Here is a 16,617-nt window from a genome sequence, read left to right as displayed (position 1 = left end):
AAAAGATAGTCTCAAGTTACATCTACAGAGACTATCAATAATGGATTTTAACGCCTACGTTCTCATGGATTTTCTCGTATAAAGTAAAGACGGCCTGGCATATAAGAGAACAGAGCGAGATAGAGAACTTATTCCGCCGGCTGAGAGGGTTCAGAGGTCTTACCAGTCGTTTTGATATTTTAGATTCTTAAGAGGTTTTTCACTTATTGAAAACAGGTTGATTAGTAATAATTGGACCCAGTGGCTATTATCACTAATGGCCACAACAGTAGAACTGTATAACGGTACCAACAGCCATAATAAGTGACTGAATTTGGTTAGAGTGAGTGAGGTATGCTGAAACCCCACATATCACTCACTATTCATAGTGATTAACTAGTATATGATCAGATTACAAACTGAACTCTACCCTACTCTCACCTGACTTTAAGGTATAGCTTTGATTTTCACTGCTATTATTTACAGTAATAGTGTTCACTTGGTCCCGCTCAATCTCCATCAGCATCGATTGCTTAATGCTCAATTTTTTACTGGAAAGATCTACCAAAGGCACTTCCTGATATATCCAGATATCATGAACATCGGCTTCCATACCTACCCAATTGAGATTTAACACATCGCCATTTTTCTGGCTAACCTGGAATCTTGAATTGACATAGTTCTCCATCTGTTGTTGTGCTTCATTCAACTCTTTACCGGCACTTATTGACAAAGCTTTTTCAATATCAGCAACAAAAAATCGGTGGGAAATCTCCAGTGTTTGAGTGCGTTCATTTACTGAGAGGCTAGTCAAACCAAAATGATAGCGATGTGCATTTGCCTGGAGTGCAATTACTAAGGTCGTTACTACCAGCAAAAAGGAAAATAAAACTTTCATCAATTACTACCAATACATAATGAATGTTTCAGATGGATATTTTGCGTCAAAAACACAAATTGCAGCTCCCCAAACCAATTATCAGTGAGCTGCAATTTTCTCCAAGGTTTAACCTGCCTCTTTAAGTTCTACATCCCAATCCTTCATCAAATTACGCTGCTTTTCATCCTTAAATAGCTCCAGGCGCGACTTGATAATGCGGCGTGGGTAGAAGTTGTTCTCTACATTGACATCCGCTGTTTCCCAGTGGGGATCAAGCACTACTGACTTCAGCACCTTACTCTTATCCCTCACCAGCATCTTGGAGGTCTTCTTAGCATTGCGAGTCCAGATTTCAGCGGGGATACGCAAATCCTCAACACTTCCATCTTCATATTCCAATCGCAGGAACAGGGGCATTACCAAGCCACCAATATTGCTAAAGTCCAGCACGTAGACATTACTCTCAACCTTGAGTAAATCTTTTTCCCAGTCCTCCAGATCCTCCAGCTTACTTCGGTAGCTATTGCGATCTGCATTGGAAACATCAAACTCGTCGTGCTTGTTATAGAAGTCTTCCAATTCTGGTTTACCATCAACGATACGGGTCAACTTTCTCGCGCGGTTCTCAATAACAGTGATAGTCTCCGGTTCCCTTTCATGCTGAGCGCGCTTCCAAGGCCCTTCCACTTCAGGGTTTTGTGTACCAACGGTGTAGTGATGTACGGCATCAAGGCTGATATCAACATTATCAGTAGTGTAGAACCAGCCGCGCCAGAACCAATCCAAATCCATACCTGATGCATCTTCCATAGTACGGAAAAAATCTGCAGGCATAGGGCGCTTGAACTTCCAACGCTGGGCATACTCTCGGAAAGCGAAGTCGAACAGCTCACGTCCCATAATGGATTCACGCAGGATATTCAGTGCAGTTGCCGGCTTTCCGTAGGCATTGTTACCGAGTTGAAGTACTGATTCCGAGTTCGTCATAATCGGAACCTGGTTCTCGCTCTTCATATACTCGACAATTTTTCGCGCATCTCCGCGGCGAGATGGATACTTTTCCTCCCACTCCTGCTCAGCCAGGAACTGTACGAAGGTGTTTAGCCCCTCATCCATCCAGGTCCACTGGCGCTCATCAGAATTAATAATCATCGGGTAGTAGTTATGCCCTACCTCATGAATGATGACCGAGATAAGCCCATACTTGGTGCGGCGGGAGTAAGTACGCTTACTGCGGTCCTCCTCATCAATTTCTGGCCGCGGACCATTAAAGGTGATCATGGGGTATTCCATTCCCCCCACAGGGCCGTTGACTGAAATAGATACCGGATAGGGATAATCAAAACTGTAGCGGTTATAGACGTCTATTGTATGAATAATGGACTCTGTAGAGTACTTATCCCACAGAGGAGTGCCCTCTTCTGGATAGAAGGACATTGCCATTGTGTCGGTACCGCCCTTTTTATAACCCTGTGCATCCCACAAGAACTTACGCGAAGATGCCCAGGAAAAGTCACGGACATTTTCTGCTTCAAAAACCCAGGTTTTGCGCTCAGTTGAACGACTTTTCTCATTTTCCAGGGCCTCGTCCTTAGTGACAATCATCACGGGCTTATTCGCAGTACGGGCCTTTCGCAAACGCTCACGCTGCTTGGAAGTCAGCACATCCCTCGGATTTTGAAGAACGCCGGTGGCGGCAACGATATGATCTGCCGGCACCTCGATAGCGACACGATAATTTCCAAACTCAAGCGCAAATTCGCCGCTCCCCAGGAACTGCTTGTTTTGCCAGCCGCTAACATCGTTATAGGCGGCCATACGCGGGAACCATTGGGCTATTTCGTACAGGTAGTTATCATCGCGCTTGAAATATTCAAAACCGGAGCGACCACCCAGCACTTTTTGCTCAACAACTTTGTAAGCCCAACCAATCTGGAAGCTCACACTGGAACCGGAGGCCAGTGGCTGGGGCAGGTCAATTCGCATACCAGTATCAACAATAGTATGTCTAAGCTCCCTCCCCCGTGTGTCAACCACTTTAGTAATCTGGTATCCCCCTGGAAACTCCCCAGATACCACCGCATGACGAAAACTATTAAACGGGATGGTATCCGGGGCAATGGCTTCCAGGTTAACCGGCCTCGCCAAATTACCAGAGGAGTTAGGCTTGAAGCGATTTTGATCCAGTTGCACCCACAAATAACGCAGTGTATCTGGCGAATTATTGGTGTAAGTGATGGTCTCTGAAGCGGTTATCAGTTGCTTATCATCATCCAGTGACACCTTGATATCGTAGTCCGCTTGCTGCTGCCAATAGGCATGACCCGGAGCTCCCGACGCAGTGCGATAGCTATTAGGTGTCGGCAGCAGCTCCTCCAGCTGGCGGAACTTATCACCGGTTACATTTAGGGGGTCTGCGGCAAAGCTGCCCGAAAAGCCGGACATAGCAAGCCATGCCACTGTTAAGCGGCCGAGTAATTTTATATTCATTGGTTTACTTCAGAGGTTTACGTCAGATTACAATTTTATAGAACACGGTCCCCAAAAAATGATCAGGGTCTTTGCAAGCATTTGCGATAAGCCAGGCCAGATTTGAATATCCGGCCTAACAACTATTTGGATTCATAAAACACTTTTGTTTCTGCATCCTGATTATCTACCAGAGCATCGATCCAGGACTTCTCCATCTCATCCCAGCCCAAGGGTACCTGGTTAATCACCTCCACCCGGCTTTCCAAAGTATCATCCAGCTCCAATACTGTGAGCACTTTGTCAGCCTTGTTAAATCCAAATACACCTTGCTCGGTAATAAATACACCCTTGATTCTCTCAGCTTCAGCGCCGCTGAATAGTGAAAAGAGCACATCATAGTCAAATATAAATTCAGGGCTAAAACGCCAGCCACAGCTGTAGTACCCCTCTCCACTATTCTCTGAGCGGAGATAACCACACTCCGGTAATAGCTCAACTTCATCCACCGACTGATTTACCGGATGCTGGTGATCATTCCCTGTAGAAACCTGGAAACCACTTGAAAGTAGAAGCCAGTCTAGTTCGATACGCCCCTGCTCCACCACTTGAAGAGGTTTTTCTGTGCCTTCACCTAAAAATGAGAGAAAACGCTGAAGGTTTTGCAAGTCCTCAGGACCATAGAGGTCAGACTTGTTGGCAACCACCAGGTCGGCAACTTCTAATTGCTGCCGAAAAGTCTCACTACGCAAATAGCGGTCGTCCTCTATACAGCGGGCATCCACTAAAGTAAGCGTACCACGAAGGTTCAAAACACCGCCGCGTACAGCGTCGGACAGCGCTTCGAGTACCTCTCGCGGATGCCCCAGACCCGTGGGCTCGATCAATAAACGATGGGGCCTGGCTTTGGCCAGTAACTGGTTTAAAGCAACCTGCATTGGTAAGCCCGCCGCACAGCACATACAGCCTCCGGGTACCTCCCGAATATAAATGCTGTCTTCCTGGTCCGGTTCAAAAAGTGCGCCGTCAACACCCACCTCTCCAAACTCATTGACCAGAACAGCCCAGCGTTCATCATCGGGCTTACTTTCCAGAAGGTGGCGGATTGCGGTCGTCTTGCCAACACCCAGAAAACCGGTGATAACGTTGGCGGGTACCCCGCGTATCAACTGACTAGCCGCCACTAAGCTGCTTCCCGGCTACATTCATCACAGACACAATCCAACTCTAGCTGCGACGTTTGAAGATGAAACCCAGCACTTTCAACCGTATCGCGCAGCGCGGTGATGACTTCCGGTCTGATGCCAATTTCCCTTACTTTGCTACACCGGTTGCAAATTAAAAACTGTGGGGTTTGGTGGCTGTGATCACAGGCAATATGAGCACATGCCAGATACTTGTTCTCTGAATTAAGCTTGTGAACCAAGTTCTCTGCGGCCAGGAAGTCCAGCATTCGATAGACTGACATGGCAGGAATTGAGTCGCCGACGTCACTATTGTAATGCTCCGCTATTTCGTAGGCTGAGAGCGGGGTTTTAGACCGCAGCAAAACGGTAAGAACATTCTTGCGCTTTTCAGTCAGGCGCGCCCCTGAGCTACGGCAGGCTTGTTCTGCCACACTCAGGGTCTGTCTGATTTGGGATGCTTTCATAGCTATTTCATTTGCAGTTTGTTGTCTTTAACAGTGAGCAGTTCAGCCCCCTGTCGACCGGAGCTGACCCATTGCACTGCAATCCCATGAATACCGGGAAATCTCTCGAACAGGGTAACAATAACGCTGTTGAACTGTGCCAGATTATCACACTTGAATTCATAGCTAGCATGGAAACCGCTATGTACCGAACTATCACTGCTAACTTCCGCGCTATAAGGCACCTCAACATCCACGCTTCGGGGCTTACAATTGGTTCCAACAAACTCCAGGAAAAGATCAGGCTTAGCAAGTTCGAGGGACACCTGATCCAACAATTGTTGTTGAGCATGGCTACGTGGCGCGTGCTCAAACCCCACCAGATTGACTGAAGGTGACTCCAGCTCGATACGGACTCTATCTGCCTCGGCCACCAGGTACATTACTGCCTCACCGTGAGTATGCCCCCCCATATCTCCGCAACTGGACCGGCAACAAACAAAGCAACCAACGGAACCCGTGCAAAATTCATTATCCTCACCTAATCAACCTAAGCCACCCGATATATCAAGCGCTGGTTTACCCCGTGGGCAATGATTAACAAGCCAGCACCGAGGATACTGGCGACTAGCTCCCATACTCCCTCCAAGTAAAGCGCCCCAACCAATAGCAGTGCCCCAGAGAAGCCCACGACCATTACCGCATAGCGTTGATGGCGTCGACAGGAGGCCGGGAAGCTGGCCAAAGCCAAGGTCACTACCGGCACGAGTAAAAGCAAGTGGAGAAACTGGTCGCCCTGCAGTGCACCCAATATCCCCAAACCACCCAATAACGGTAATAAAGGGGTCAAAAGACAGTGCACCAGGCAAACTCCAGAAGCCAAAATCCCTAAAGTATCTCTCACAACAATCCTTTTAATCTTCGAGTAATTAAGACAGATAGCCACACTTCAGCCAACAAAATGATATGTTATATCATATGTAAAATATTTCAAGTCAAACAGAGCAGTGTGACTAAAGGTTCATGCAATGCCGCGAATCAATGAGCAGGAACTGCTGGGGATGCCCACCTCAGACTATATGAATGAAAAGCAATTATCCTTACTACATGGACATCAAAGCCTTCCTTATCGCTAATAAGGCTACGAAAACAACACAAGTCTCCGAGGAAACACTAGAGATACTCAGCTTTTTTGAGGCTGATATTCTTGACGGCGACCAGGAATATCGGGAAGAGCCTGAGCTGTCAATGTTGACAGCGGGCCCTTTAGGGTACTTTAATTTCTGTAATTTATTTATTTTGTTTCGATAAATTTTGATAAAAATCAAAGTAACAAAAATTACGTAGCTACAAGCTCTAAAGCCAAAAAATTTGTTAACCAGTAACATACTATACACGTTGAGAGATTACCCCTCATTGAAAAAGTCTACAGGAGACAATCCAGAGATGGCGGAAATTCAGAACTTAGTCAACTCTACAAAAGCAGCCTAACATCACAGAGCATAGCGGGTGGAATTATAAGAGACCCAAATGTAGATCGAAACGCCTCACGTTGTTGTCCTGCCGGCCGAAGCGAAGATTACTCATATAATATACCTCAAAGATAAGGTCAGATCATGTTGGATTATGGTCCTGAGTCCGCGGGGCAAGAGAGCCAGATACTTTTTTTACTCCGCTTACGCATCCTGGGAGGGATCCATTCATAAATCACCAACGGTCTCACCTGTTTTCATTCGCCAATGAATACTACTTTTAACAAGGTAACGGACATGTAGATCCAATTTGAATCAGATCGACTAGACTGTAGACCAAGAGCGAGCAGCAGTGGAAGATCTTCGAATGAATTATTCATTCGGTATCATGATGATCTAAGCGTCGAATAAATTAATTACAGTTATCAATTAAACCAAGCATGATGACATTAAAAGAAACTTTAATTAGAACGACCATTGTCGCCTTAATATGCCTAGCCACCTCGGCTTGTTCTAAAAGAATTGCCAGATTTATAGAGGAAGCTGAAAACTTCGCCCTTGATGAAGAAACAAGCAATATTAAAGTTGAAGACTTAGGTTTCAAAAAAGATAAATATTGCCCAATCAAAAAAAACAACTGCATTAGTTATTATTACGGACCACCTTTAACCAGCAACAACCTACAGTACTCTGTGAAATTTGGAGAGGGAGACAGGAAGAATGTTGTAGGGATTAACTTAAGTAGAAATTCTTTAGAAAGACATTACTCTGGCACTGTAATATTATTACATGGATTTCGAACCGCCAAAGAATTTATGCTTAATTCAGCTCTGTATTTCCGCTTTCTAGGATTTCAGGTTGTTGTTCCTGATCTACTTGGCCATGGTGGCTCGGGTGGCAGGAGGAAATATGGGGTAGAAGACAGTAAATATATCAACAATCTTATTGGCAGCCTAATTGAGGAAGGGGTTATCAACAGTGGGAGAATTTATATTGTAGGAAATTCTATGGGCGCCTTAACGGCCACATACATTTCCTCTTTAAGAACAGATATCAGTGGAATTATTCTTTTGGCTCCGATGCCGCCATTTGATGAAGCTGTATACAATTATGCAAAACGTGACCACCCCCTGCTAAGCAGAATTATTCCTGAGAAGGACTTCCGTAAGGGTGCGCTTTTAGCCTTAAAAAAAGCCAAAATCAATTTGAATGATACAAAAATACTACCTATTATTGAGTCCTCCCAGGCCCCTACACTACTAATACTCTCAGATTCGGACAAAATTTCGCCTTACGCAGATTTCGAACAGTTGAGAAATGACAATATCAAGATCATCAAAATTCATGACAGATATCATCCGAGCATGAATACAATAGGGGAAGTCGAACATAAAGCAATCATTAGTTGGCTCAACACTACCCAAAATTAATCTTATAAAACTTGACAACCAATTCTCTCCTGTTCGAACAATACAGGAGTCGTCATCTTAGAACCTAAACACAAAGATAAAGATCAATACTTCCCTAGTATCAATTTAGATTATATCTCCACATTCAAACCGGGAAAACATTCAATTGGAATTGTGACCCCATAAAAAATTATACAATAAATTCAAACCATGCTTGATCATATTACGCCAGTTCAGTTTGTGGAGAAATTGGGATTCAGTACGATTTGGGTCAGGATCGCAAAAGCTGCTGCCTCTATTGATCAAATCTCAGGCGGGCGCTTAATTCTAGGGATCGCCAACGGCGATCGTCCGGAAGAATATCCTGCGATGAATGTTTCGTATCAGGAGCGAGGGAAACTGTTCCGGGAGAGCTATAAATATATTCGCCGTGTAGCAGAGCCCTACCCCCAACTTCAGAGTTACTTTGGAGCAATTTCTGGCGATCTGGACATATTGCCCAAAACAGAAAAAACAAAGCTGCCTTTATTGATAACGGGCTCCTCTCAGCAGTCCCCAGACTGGCTCTCTAACAACGGAGATGGTTGGATCACCTATCCTCGCCCACATATCGCGAAAAAACAATTTATTGGCCAATTGAGAGATAACTCTGCCATTAACAAGCCAGTGATGGAACCTCTCTATATTGATATAACTGAAACTCCGGATGCCCTACCACACCCCATACACTTGGGATATCGACTGGGAATTAACCAATTATATCAATACCTTAAATCGCGAGAAGAGATCGGAGTTAACCATGTTGCTCTGAACCTCCGATTTAACCGGGTAAATATTGAAGAAACACTTGGAATAATTTCTGAATTAATTCTCCCACATTTTAATGAAAAGGAATAACAAGTGCGAAAGACCATTTTGTTGACAGGCGGTACTGACGGTATCGGATTAGAAACTGCAAAAATACTGGCAGCAAAGGATCCTACTTTGCTCTTACATGGCCGCAGCGATACAAAACTAGAAAGTGTAAAAGAAGCAATAAAGCAAAGCTATCCCAAGGCCCATATAGATACATTCCGAGCAGATTTATCCAATTTATCAGATGTGTTAGCACTGGCCTCAACGGTAAAAGTTCAATATTCAAATATTGATGTTCTTATCAATAATGCCGGCGTATTTAAAGTACAGAACCCAATAACCGACACGGGTTACGATGTTCGTTTTATCGTAAATGCTATTGCCCCCTACTTGTTAACGACACGGCTATTGCCGCTGTTTAGCGCCAATGGCCGCATTATTAATCTATCCTCTGCAGCGCAAGCAACTGTGAACATCGAAGCGCTCAAAGGTCACCAACAACTATCCGACAGCGACGCTTATGCCCAAAGTAAATTAGCTCTCACCATGTGGACCTTTCAACTAGCCCGCTCACTTGGCGACAAGGCCCCGCAATTTATCGCAATCAATCCCGCCTCATTTCTGGGTAGCAAAATGGTAAAAGATGCTTACGGAACTCAAGGGAAAGACTTAAGCATCGGCGCCAATATATTGGTACGAGCGGCACTCGATGATGAGTTCTCAAACGCTAGCGGTAAATACTTTGACAATGACATAGGCAATTGGTCCCAGCCGCACCCAGACGCGCTAGATGAGAAAAAGAGAAAGGTACTTATTGAAGAAATTGAGAACACTCTCGACAAACTCAGCATTAAAAATACCTAAGACGTTAACGCAATCAATTAAAAGGAATTCACCATGAAATATGAAGGTTTTACCACATTCACGGCGGAGCAAGATGACGGAACCCTAACTGTGACATTTGACTTTGGTCCCGTGAATGTCCAAGGGCAGGAAATGCTGGCCGACTTAAACAGCCTGGCTATGCGCCTGGAACGGGATCGAGAAACCAAAGTCGTTGTATTTCAGTCTGCCAATCCGGAGATTTGGGTATGTCATTACGACACTGAGCTATTAAAAAACATGTCTGATGAAGCTGTATCTCGCGAAGAAGCCCAACTGTTGGATTTACAGGCTGTCTGTGAGCGCATCAGCAAAGTACCTCAAGCAACGATCGCCAAACTAGAGGGTTTCGCTAGAGGTGGTGGCCATGAACTGGCCTTGGCACTCGATATGCGTTTCGCAGCCCGAGGAAAATATAAATTCATGCAAATGGAAGTGGGTATGGGAATCCTCCCCTGCGGGGGAGGTGCATCAAGGATGGCTCGCCAGACAGGACTGGGTAAAGCGCTGGAGATTATTCTCAGCGCCCGTGATTTCGATGCTGACGAAGCGGAAAGGCTCGGCACAATCAACAAAGCACTAGACCCAGATGAAATTGGCGAGTATGTCGATAGCCTGGCGAAGAGAATCGCTCAATTTCCAGCAGAATCAATCAATGCCTGTAAACAGGCGGTCTATGAGTCAATCGATAAACCTATCGGTGAAGCGCTAAAAGCGGAAGCCTATTGGCTGTATCAAGCAACCAGTAAAACACCTGCGCTAAAACGCTTCTCTAACGCAGATGAACAAGGGTTGGAACACGATATTGAAAATCAGCGGAACTGGAACCAACTGGTTATGGATGTACAAAAAATAAACTAGCAGTAGCAATTGGGCATCCGACAATTTACAGACAGCGATGCCCTACTTACTTCGGACACTTAGACAAAACTCTACAGAAAGTACACTTTTTGGGAATCAAAATGAGAGCAATGATTGTAAATACCTTTGGCGGCCCAGACGTATTTGAAGCTGCTGAAGTACCCAAGCCGACCACCAAAGCTGGCCATGTGCTGATTAAAATATCAGCAACCAGCGTCAACACCGTAGATACCATGATTCGCCAAATGGGACCTGCATTGCCCCTTTCACCGAAAGCCCCGGCAATATTGGGTATGGACTTCGCTGGTGTTGTTGAAGAGATTGGCGAAGGTGTAACCGATTATCAGGTGGGCGATGAAGTCTATGGCTGCGCAGGTGGACTGGCTGACTCACCGGGAACATTAGCCGAATATATTGTTGCAGACGCGAACTTAATTGCCCTGAAACCCGAGAACCTGACCATGCGGGAAGCAGCAGCTTTGCCCTTAGTAGGCATAACCGCCTACGAAGGGTTACAGCGTGCGGGGGTTAAGCCTGCACAAAGTGTTCTTGTTCACGGTGGCTCGGGCGGTGTGGGTCATATAGCTGTACAGCTGGCTCGTCACTTTGGTGCTGATGTTTACTCAACAGGCTCCGGAGATCCTCAACTGGCAATGATTGAAAAATTGGGGGCAGCGCCGATTAACTACCGGACTGAATCAGTTGAGTCTTATGTACTGAAGTACACCAACGGAGCAGGCTTCGATATAGTATTCGACTCAGTCGGTGGTGCAAATATAACGAACTCTTTTGAGGCAGCAAAACTCAATGGCCAAGTAGCTACTACCGTTTCCATGGTAGCACTTGATCTGACGCCTGCTCACTTTAAAGGCTTGTCTTTGCATGTCATATTTATGTTAATTCCAATGCTACACAATTACCACCGTGAGGAACACGGGCATATTTTAAAAGCACTAAAAGCCATTACTGAAGCAGGCGATCTCAAACCTGTGCTTGATGAAACTTCTTATAGTTTGCCTGATATTGGCAAGGCCCATGAACGGCTGGCAAGTGGGCAAGCTATGGGGAAAGTTGTTGTGAATATCGATCCCTAAGACTGACTAATAGAGATTTCAACTCGCAAATCTCCATTATTGATGGGAATAACGCAAAAAATGTAGATGTTCAGACCTGATATGATCAGCCTCGGTTACTCAGAAAACTTCATTTTAGGTCTGAACTGTCTCAACCCACTCACACTAATTTATCAACATATTTTGTTAAAATAGACATCTTATTTGAAGAACAATTTCCCCACTCAAATTTGTAAGGTGGGCTTAATCCCCTTATAGTTGTAAATGTATTAAAAATATACCAACCTTAAAAAGAGTCCCAAAATCTACCAGCAATTGGTCCCAAAGAGCGCTCTCTATTACGAATAATACATAGATCAAAACTGCTAAATGCTTCAATCCCCTCAACATTAATAGGTACAAGCAAACCTCGCTCCAGTTCACTCTTTATGAAGTGCCTTGGTATTCGACCCCAACCAAGTCCAGCAAGGGTCAGCTCTTTTTTTGTATGGTAGTCATTAACAAACCATCTGCGCCCAACTTCCAGCAAGTTGATATTTCCCTTATTTTCTGAGCGGCCCGTATCCCTGACGACAATTTGGGGTAGTTGTGCAGCCTCCAATTGTGAAATTTCATCGCCAGGAAAAACATCAGGAGCCACAACATTAACTAATTCGACCTGCCCTATTTTCTTCCACTCATGCTTGCTCTCAACGCCGAACAAAGTAGCAAATGCCAGATCAGCTTCATTGCCATCTATGCGCTCCATTACGCCAGACAATAGTTCAGTGCTAATACTAAAATCCGTATTAGGAAAAGACAGCACTATAGGTTTGATCTGTTCCAGAAGTGGGCTTAGCTCGACAATACCACTAATGACCACAGTAAATTTGGGTTCTATTCCCGCACCAAGCTGGTGCCCCATTACAGAGAGCTGCTCGAGGCTTTGCATAACTCTCTTAGTCTGCTGATAAAAAGCCTGCCCCTGATTTGTGAGGTTCGGTCTATAGCTATCCCTATCAAATAAGGGAAAGCCAAATTCTTCTTCAAGCCTCTTAACCGCATTACTAATCGTCGGCTGGGTTTTGAAAATCGCCTTGGCCGCTCCACGAAAGCTTCCCTGCTCCACAACGGCAATAAACATCTTGAGCTGCTCTTGGGTCATATCAATACTCGATTCATAGAATCTATCATTTTGATCCAAATATACCATTATTATTTTATCGGGAGTATGGCTAATCTGCGTCCTGTCGAAACAAGCAGAGTCAACAGAAATGACTAAAAAAGACAGTGATCTGAGCATTTTTTCCCACGGAAAGCTCGGCCATATGGAAACTGATAGCCGTATCATTATGGCTGCCTTGACACGTGCAAGGATCGGTCGAGATGGTGTACCAACAGACGTTAACGCCAAGTATTACGCCCAGCGTGCCAGTGCGGCGATGATTATCTCGGAAGCTACCGCGATCTCAGCCCAAGGGCTTGGATGGGTGAATACCCCAGGCATTTTTACAGAAGAGCAAATCGCGGGCTGGAAAAAGGTTACCGATGCTGTACATCGTCAGGGAGGAAAAATTTTTGTCCAGCTCTGGCACATGGGCCGAGAAGTACATCCAGACCTTATCGGCGGTCAAACACCTGTTGCTCCCTCGCCGATTGCAGCTGAGGGTGAAGCACATACTTATACGGGAAAGAAGCCTTATGCAGTTCCGAAGGCTCTAACATATGAGGAGATTCAAAGTATTATCGCAGATTATAAGCAGGCAGCTAAGAATGCGCTTATAGCCGGCTTTGATGGAGTTGAACTCCACGCTGCAGGGCCTTACCTTCCGGCTCAGTTTCTTCACGACAGCACCAATCATCGTACAGATGCCTACGGCGGCAGTGTAGAAAACAGAGCTCGCTTCATCTTCGAAGTAACTTCTGCATTATGTGAGGTCTGGGGATCAAATAGAGTTGGAATCAAGCTATCTCCGGAAATCAGCTTGACGGACAGTAATGCTCAAAAAACCTATCTATATGTTGTCAACCAACTGAACAGATATAACCTTGCCTATCTACAGATGATGGAACGGGCCTGGGACAGAGAGAACCAACCAAGCATTGACCACACCCAGCTACGCAAAACCTATAAAGGTCTTTACGTAGCCAATGGAATGTATGATCTTAAATCCGCAAACAATGCCATTGCCGATGGCTCTGCCGATTACATTTCATTTGGCCGTTTATTTATATCCAATCCGGACCTCGTAGAGCGCCTCGCAAATAATGGCCCCTTTAACGAAGAGGATATGTCTTCATTTTTCGCTGGCGATGAACGCGGGTATTTAGACTACCCCTCATTAGTGGCACAAAACTCTTAACTTACAAATATATCAATTTCACTTAGGTGTAATCATGGAAAAAATCTTAATTACCGGCGGCACTGGAAATAACGGCAAAGCCGTTCTGAAAAACTTTGCTAACACCAATATACCAGTCAGGGCCCTGCTTCGGGATCTTTCTAGAGCTCCAATCGTAGCTGACAATATCAGCTATGTAATAGGAGACTATGAGAATGAATCCTCACTACTGGAAGCTATGCAAGGTATCGAGACTGCCTTTTTGGTTACAGCATTCGAACCTTCATTTACTAATAAGCATGCCGCTTTTATTCGTATAGCGGAGCAAGCTGGAGTAAAGCATATTGTACAAATCTCCGGCTTAGGCGCTGATAAGGATTCACCAATTGACATAGCTAGATGGTTGGGAGAGGCAGAAGAGCATCTTATCGAATCAACGTTAAACTGGACAATTCTTCAGCCCGCCAGTTTTAACAGCAATTTCTTTGCCTCTGCAGAAGAAATTGCTCAACAAAGCACAATTAGTGCTCCATTTGGCTCTGCACCGGGGGCAGCTATTGTTACTGTTGACCATCAGGATATCGGTGATATAGCAGCCAAAATACTAGTAGAACCGGGCGAGCATATTGGTAAGAAGTATATTCTTACTGGGGCAGAAAAATTAACTTATACGGATATATCAAATATATTATCTGAAGTCCTGCAGAGGAAGATAACCTATCAACCTATTAGTGATGAAGCAGCAAGGTCAGGATTATTAAGTTTGGGGGTTTCAGAGAGAGCTGCCGATGCGTTGGCACAGCTTTGGCCTGTAACCCGCGAGTGGGGGCACACGATTGAGCTTTCCAATCACGTAGAGCAACTTCTGGACAGAAAACCAACTTTACTCAAGACATTCTTTGAAAACGCAGCTAGCCAGTTTAGTAAAAAAGAGGTCTAAATGTAGAGCTATAATTACCCTCATAGCCGCATTGGGCATATCAGAGTTATAGGTCATGTTCCTGCGCCGATGCCTACAGACAGCAGTGCAGGAACATTACTGATTTTTTAACGATCAGTCACTTTAAAAGAAAGAAAGTACCCTTCCGTTGATAAAAACACTTTCAGTATTTTATCCAGGCCCCCATCCTTACCCTGAGTGCTGACAACCCACTGTCGCTGGTTGTCAACACGCTGCATGGCGGCATTGAGCGGCTTGCCAGACCAGGACTCGTTAAGCTTACCCTCTTTGATTAGGCGAGCTACTTCCTGGCTGGCGATGCCTTTGGCTTCTACCATAGATACAGTGGCAAAATTGTCTCTCTCATGGTCACCATGGGCGAAAGCAAGATTTGCGAAGCCTAAGGTAACTGATACACAGATGACTCGAATAAGTTTGTTCATAATACTCTCTTTCTTCTCGGTTTTAGCGAATGTTGATAAAAAAGCGTTACTGTTTGAGTCCAATAACCTCGTAGAACCCCTTTGTTTTTAGAGTGATTTTCACAGATTCCTGACCGTTATTCTTCCAATACCAGCCATGGGAACCATCAAAAGGCGTGGTGAGAGAGCCACTCATTTTATTTGCGGTAGCAATAGCAAAGCTCTCAAAGTAGCCGGTAGTATCGCCTGTGGGTTCGCCGTGAAAATCAAAGTAAAGCTCACCACTCTCCGTTACCCACTCATATTCCAAATGACCGTATTTATCCAATTGAAATTTGTATTCAATTCCACGGCCAGCGGGCACTTCAATAGTTGTAGTGTCAGTCCGATAAGCAAAGGACTGCTCGCCACGCTGCACTACTTCTGGTGCAGCAATTTCCTGCTCTTGACTGTTTAATTCAGTAAGCCCCAGTGCACTGCCAATTCCAGTAGGATCTATATTGTATTCAGCTGGCAGGATTACTGTGGTCAACATAATGGCTGCAAGCACGCCAGCAGCAAGTGTGGATTTAATCAGTGTTTGTGCAGTCTGCACTGGCATTTCAGTTGTATTCATTCTGTAAGCTCTAAATCTGAGTTCTTTCTGTTCAATAAACTTGTAAAAGCCACTTTCTGGCTATCTAACCTACGAAGTAGCCTGTCATCTGGTAACCCACCAACATCAGTCCACCACTCATTAGTAAGGTATTTGTCATGGTGGAAAAGCGCAGAAAACTGTCAAAGCGACGCCAATAATTGATGGCGAGAAGAATAAACAGCAACGCAACAAACTGACCAATTTCTACTCCGACATTAAAGGCCAGGATATTCTCCACCAACCCATCGCTGGACAGCTTGAATTCTTGTAATTTGGTTGCCAAACCAAAACCGTGGAAGAGTCCAAAAATCAGTACGGCAGCCTTGGTATTAGGCTGGAAGCCAAAAACCCGTTTGAAGCCGCCGAGATTATCGAAGCCTTTATAGACAATGGATAATCCAATAATGGCATCGATCAAATAGGCATTCACATGGGTGTCGTTAAGCACTCCAAATAACAAAGTTAAGCTATGACCGAGCGTAAAGAAGCTTACATAGATAAGAACATCTTTTGATCGATATAAAAAGAAAATGACTCCCACCAGGAACAGCAGGTGGTCATAGCCAGTCACCATATGCTTGGCGCCAATATATAGAAAGGGAATAATAGATACCCCTTCGTTGCCGGCAAGAAAAGTCTTGGTCGCATCGTCCACTCCATGGGCAAATAGCGGCATAGATATCACCATACCTGCTATCAGCGTCATCAAGCCGAAAACTGTTTTTAAACTATTGAGCAACGTTACTATCTCCCGTTTTTAAAGTTCTAAATTCTTGTGAACCAAAGC

At 44.9% G+C, this 16,617-nt stretch carries 17 protein-coding genes; 7 read left to right on the top strand and 10 right to left on the bottom strand.

Translation table 11 applies throughout. The annotated features are described in order from the left end of the window. Positions 1 to 391 precede the first annotated feature (391 nt). The 6 genes from ABWV76_RS04815 to ABWV76_RS04790 form a co-directional block, all read right to left on the bottom strand. Positions 392 to 877: a DUF6702 family protein gene (locus ABWV76_RS04815; protein ID WP_353375376.1), complete on the bottom strand. Its 486-nt coding sequence runs from the start codon at positions 875 to 877 to the stop codon at positions 392 to 394. 108 nt (positions 878 to 985) lie between these two features. Then, positions 986 to 3,349: a M1 family metallopeptidase gene (locus ABWV76_RS04810; protein WP_353375375.1), complete on the bottom strand. Its 2,364-nt coding sequence runs from the start codon at positions 3,347 to 3,349 to the stop codon at positions 986 to 988. A 122-nt stretch (positions 3,350 to 3,471) separates the two neighbouring features. Continuing rightward, a complete protein-coding gene (locus ABWV76_RS04805; RefSeq protein WP_353375374.1) occupies positions 3,472 to 4,512 on the bottom strand; it encodes a CobW family GTP-binding protein in 1,041 nt (346 codons plus the stop codon). After that, on the bottom strand, positions 4,512 to 4,979 hold the full coding sequence (locus ABWV76_RS04800; protein WP_020415334.1) for a Fur family transcriptional regulator: 468 nt from the start codon (positions 4,977 to 4,979) through the stop codon (positions 4,512 to 4,514). Before ABWV76_RS04800 ends, ABWV76_RS04805 begins: the two co-directional genes overlap by 1 nt. A 2-nt stretch (positions 4,980 to 4,981) precedes the next feature. Next, positions 4,982 to 5,431, bottom strand: a complete 450-nt coding sequence (locus ABWV76_RS04795; RefSeq protein WP_353375373.1) for a ZrgA family zinc uptake protein — start codon at positions 5,429 to 5,431, stop codon at positions 4,982 to 4,984. A 77-nt stretch (positions 5,432 to 5,508) separates the two neighbouring features. Next, positions 5,509 to 5,862 (bottom strand): MerC domain-containing protein, encoded by a 354-nt coding sequence (locus ABWV76_RS04790; RefSeq protein WP_353375372.1) that lies wholly within the window; start codon positions 5,860 to 5,862, stop codon positions 5,509 to 5,511. Between the two features lie 1,008 nt (positions 5,863 to 6,870). Here ABWV76_RS04790 and ABWV76_RS04785 point away from each other — a divergent pair. From ABWV76_RS04785 to ABWV76_RS04765, 5 genes are all read left to right on the top strand, one after another. Then, the gene (locus ABWV76_RS04785; RefSeq protein ID WP_282950668.1) at positions 6,871 to 7,860 is read left to right on the top strand and encodes an alpha/beta hydrolase; all 990 of its coding nucleotides are present in this window, start codon (positions 6,871 to 6,873) and stop codon (positions 7,858 to 7,860) included. Positions 7,861 to 8,049: 189 nt separating this feature from the next. Continuing rightward, the gene (locus ABWV76_RS04780) at positions 8,050 to 8,736 is read left to right on the top strand and encodes an LLM class flavin-dependent oxidoreductase (protein WP_353375371.1); all 687 of its coding nucleotides are present in this window, start codon (positions 8,050 to 8,052) and stop codon (positions 8,734 to 8,736) included. A 3-nt stretch (positions 8,737 to 8,739) separates the two neighbouring features. Next, on the top strand, positions 8,740 to 9,558 hold the full coding sequence (locus ABWV76_RS04775) for an SDR family NAD(P)-dependent oxidoreductase (protein WP_353375370.1): 819 nt from the start codon (positions 8,740 to 8,742) through the stop codon (positions 9,556 to 9,558). A 33-nt stretch (positions 9,559 to 9,591) separates the two neighbouring features. Further along, positions 9,592 to 10,437: an enoyl-CoA hydratase/isomerase family protein gene (locus tag ABWV76_RS04770; RefSeq protein ID WP_282950672.1), complete on the top strand. Its 846-nt coding sequence runs from the start codon at positions 9,592 to 9,594 to the stop codon at positions 10,435 to 10,437. Between the two features lie 101 nt (positions 10,438 to 10,538). Beyond that, complete coding sequence (locus ABWV76_RS04765) at positions 10,539 to 11,531, top strand: zinc-dependent alcohol dehydrogenase family protein (protein WP_020415326.1); 993 nt, start codon at positions 10,539 to 10,541, stop codon at positions 11,529 to 11,531. A gap of 265 nt (positions 11,532 to 11,796) precedes the next feature. Here ABWV76_RS04765 and ABWV76_RS04760 read toward each other — a convergent pair whose 3' ends face one another. After that, on the bottom strand, positions 11,797 to 12,654 hold the full coding sequence (locus tag ABWV76_RS04760; RefSeq protein ID WP_026305323.1) for a LysR family transcriptional regulator: 858 nt from the start codon (positions 12,652 to 12,654) through the stop codon (positions 11,797 to 11,799). 109 nt (positions 12,655 to 12,763) lie between these two features. On the opposite strand from ABWV76_RS04760, the gene ABWV76_RS04755 reads away from it, so the two are divergent. Together ABWV76_RS04755 and ABWV76_RS04750 are read left to right on the top strand one after the other, a co-directional pair. After that, a complete protein-coding gene (locus ABWV76_RS04755) occupies positions 12,764 to 13,852 on the top strand; it encodes an alkene reductase (RefSeq protein WP_020415324.1) in 1,089 nt (362 codons plus the stop codon). A 34-nt stretch (positions 13,853 to 13,886) separates the two neighbouring features. Then, positions 13,887 to 14,771, top strand: coding sequence for an SDR family oxidoreductase (locus tag ABWV76_RS04750; RefSeq protein WP_020415323.1), 885 nt, complete (start codon positions 13,887 to 13,889; stop codon positions 14,769 to 14,771). Positions 14,772 to 14,878: 107 nt separating this feature from the next. On the opposite strand, the gene ABWV76_RS04745 is transcribed toward ABWV76_RS04750, so the two are convergent. The 3 genes from ABWV76_RS04745 to ABWV76_RS04735 all read right to left on the bottom strand — a co-directional run bounded on the left by ABWV76_RS04745 (position 14,879) and on the right by ABWV76_RS04735 (position 16,569). After that, positions 14,879 to 15,214, bottom strand: coding sequence for a DUF6488 family protein (locus tag ABWV76_RS04745; RefSeq protein ID WP_020415322.1), 336 nt, complete (start codon positions 15,212 to 15,214; stop codon positions 14,879 to 14,881). 46 nt (positions 15,215 to 15,260) lie between these two features. Further along, on the bottom strand, positions 15,261 to 15,809 hold the full coding sequence (locus ABWV76_RS04740) for a hypothetical protein (protein ID WP_020415321.1): 549 nt from the start codon (positions 15,807 to 15,809) through the stop codon (positions 15,261 to 15,263). A gap of 64 nt (positions 15,810 to 15,873) precedes the next feature. Then, a complete protein-coding gene (locus ABWV76_RS04735) occupies positions 15,874 to 16,569 on the bottom strand; it encodes a HupE/UreJ family protein (protein ID WP_425411211.1) in 696 nt (231 codons plus the stop codon). Positions 16,570 to 16,617 lie beyond the last annotated feature (48 nt).

The sequence above is a fragment of the Microbulbifer sp. NBRC 101763 genome (assembly GCF_040371615.1).
In the GTDB taxonomy this organism is placed as follows: Bacteria; Pseudomonadota; Gammaproteobacteria; order Pseudomonadales; family Cellvibrionaceae; genus Microbulbifer; species Microbulbifer variabilis.
This window is presented reverse-complemented; position numbering and strand designations above follow the sequence as displayed.

Bases quoted from the DNA above. Each gene is read 5' to 3' on its own strand.
- ABWV76_RS04815 (WP_353375376.1), bottom strand. From the start codon at position 877: ATGAAAGTTTTATTTTCCTTTTTGCTGGTAGTAACGACCTTAGTAATT.
- ABWV76_RS04810 (WP_353375375.1), bottom strand. From the start codon at position 3,349: ATGAATATAAAATTACTCGGCCGCTTAACAGTGGCATGGCTTGCTATG.
- ABWV76_RS04800 (WP_020415334.1), bottom strand. From the start codon at position 4,979: ATGAAAGCATCCCAAATCAGACAGACCCTGAGTGTGGCAGAACAAGCC.
- ABWV76_RS04795 (WP_353375373.1), bottom strand. From the start codon at position 5,431: ATGGGGGGGCATACTCACGGTGAGGCAGTAATGTACCTGGTGGCCGAG.
- ABWV76_RS04785 (WP_282950668.1), top strand. From the start codon at position 6,871: ATGATGACATTAAAAGAAACTTTAATTAGAACGACCATTGTCGCCTTA.
- ABWV76_RS04780 (WP_353375371.1), top strand. From the start codon at position 8,050: ATGCTTGATCATATTACGCCAGTTCAGTTTGTGGAGAAATTGGGATTC.
- ABWV76_RS04770 (WP_282950672.1), top strand. From the start codon at position 9,592: ATGAAATATGAAGGTTTTACCACATTCACGGCGGAGCAAGATGACGGA.
- ABWV76_RS04765 (WP_020415326.1), top strand. From the start codon at position 10,539: ATGAGAGCAATGATTGTAAATACCTTTGGCGGCCCAGACGTATTTGAA.
- ABWV76_RS04760 (WP_026305323.1), bottom strand. From the start codon at position 12,654: ATGACCCAAGAGCAGCTCAAGATGTTTATTGCCGTTGTGGAGCAGGGA.
- ABWV76_RS04755 (WP_020415324.1), top strand. From the start codon at position 12,764: ATGACTAAAAAAGACAGTGATCTGAGCATTTTTTCCCACGGAAAGCTC.
- ABWV76_RS04750 (WP_020415323.1), top strand. From the start codon at position 13,887: ATGGAAAAAATCTTAATTACCGGCGGCACTGGAAATAACGGCAAAGCC.
- ABWV76_RS04745 (WP_020415322.1), bottom strand. From the start codon at position 15,214: ATGAACAAACTTATTCGAGTCATCTGTGTATCAGTTACCTTAGGCTTC.
- ABWV76_RS04740 (WP_020415321.1), bottom strand. From the start codon at position 15,809: ATGAATACAACTGAAATGCCAGTGCAGACTGCACAAACACTGATTAAA.